Origin of the sequence: Phytoactinopolyspora endophytica (assembly GCF_004138495.1) — a bacterium.
Taxonomy (GTDB): Bacteria; Actinomycetota; Actinomycetes; order Jiangellales; family Jiangellaceae; genus Phytoactinopolyspora; species Phytoactinopolyspora endophytica.
The window spans coordinates 55,740-56,964 of record NZ_ML142864.1 but is presented as its reverse complement, the minus strand read 5'-3'; the positions used below and the strand labels follow the sequence as shown (position 1 = coordinate 56,964).

General features: G+C 70.9%; 2 protein-coding genes. Both read left to right on the top strand.

Features of this window, described 5'->3' with window-relative positions:
- A partial coding sequence (locus ELR45_RS41480) for a DUF3037 domain-containing protein (protein WP_240760137.1) occupies positions 1-213 on the top strand: 213 nt, incomplete at its 5' end.
- Between the two features lie 57 nt (positions 214-270).
- A partial coding sequence (locus ELR45_RS35805) for a sacsin N-terminal ATP-binding-like domain-containing protein (RefSeq protein WP_240760136.1) occupies positions 271-1,225 on the top strand: 955 nt, incomplete at its 3' end.

The window sequence follows — 1,225 nt, the reverse complement described above, 5'->3', positions numbered from 1 at the left end:
GACATCGACGAGGTGACGGCAGCGGTGAACGCCTACGCAGGGCCGTGCTGGACCGATCCGGACGACGCGACCGCCCCGACGAGTCTCGGCGAGCGGTTCCGGTGGCTGGCGGCGCCGCGCAGCACCGTGATCCAGCCCGGCCCGGTGCACGCAGGGCTCACACGGCGGCCGGCCGATGAGCTGATCCGGCTCTTCGCCCGCCTCGTTCGCTGAAAGGCGTCTGCGTACCGACATCGGAGAGCAGGGAAGACGCGGGTACTGTCTCCAACCGTGGACACCCTCGGCACGGCGGCTATTCGGCAACGCGTATTGGCGGCGTGGACGGCCTCCGCCTCCCGGTTCCGGGAGGACGCCAACGCGGAGGAGGAACTGGCACTCGGCGCGTACCGCGACCGCCTCGTCGTCGAGCTCGCCCAGAACGCCGCCGACGCCGCGGCTCGCGGCGGCGTCGATGGACGACTCCTGCTGCGACTGGAAGGCAGCACCCTGCTCGCCGCGAACACCGGCGCTCCACTGGACGCCCAGGGTGTCGAGGGCCTGTCGACGTTGCGTGCGTCCACCAAACGGACGCTGGAGTCGGGTGAGGACGAGCCTGTGGGGCGGTTCGGAGTCGGTTTCGCGTCTGTGCTGGCGGTCGCCGACGAGCCAGCGGTCTATTCGCACGACGGCGGCGTTCGATGGTCTCGCAGCGAGACCCGGCGCGTCGTCTCCGGCATCCCCGAACTGACAGCGGAGCTCGCACGGCGAGGAACGGCCGTCCCGGTCCTCCGGCTGCCGTTTCCCGCGGACGCCGGGACCACCGATTCCGTCACCACGGACCCGGCCAGCCGTCCCGGGCCAGGCACGGCCATCCCCAACGGCTACGACACGGCGGTCATCCTTCCGCTCCGGGACGACCAGGCCATCGCGACCACTCGCGAGCTGTTGGCCGCGGTCGACGATGCGCTACTGCTCGTGCTGCCGTCGTTGAGCGAGATCATCATCGACAGCGACGGTGAGCGCACAACGTTCACGACCACATCGCCGGTGCCGATCGACCCGCCCGCCGGCATCTTCGAACGCACAGTCGGGCCGCGTCGCTGGCGGCTCGCTCAGCTGACCGGCCGCGCGGAGCCAGATCTGTTGGTGGACCGCCCCGTGGATGAGCGTCTGCGGCCGGAGTGGTCGCTCGCCGTGGCGGTACCCGTCCACGACGGGCACTCGCCGGATCCGTTCGGCACCACGA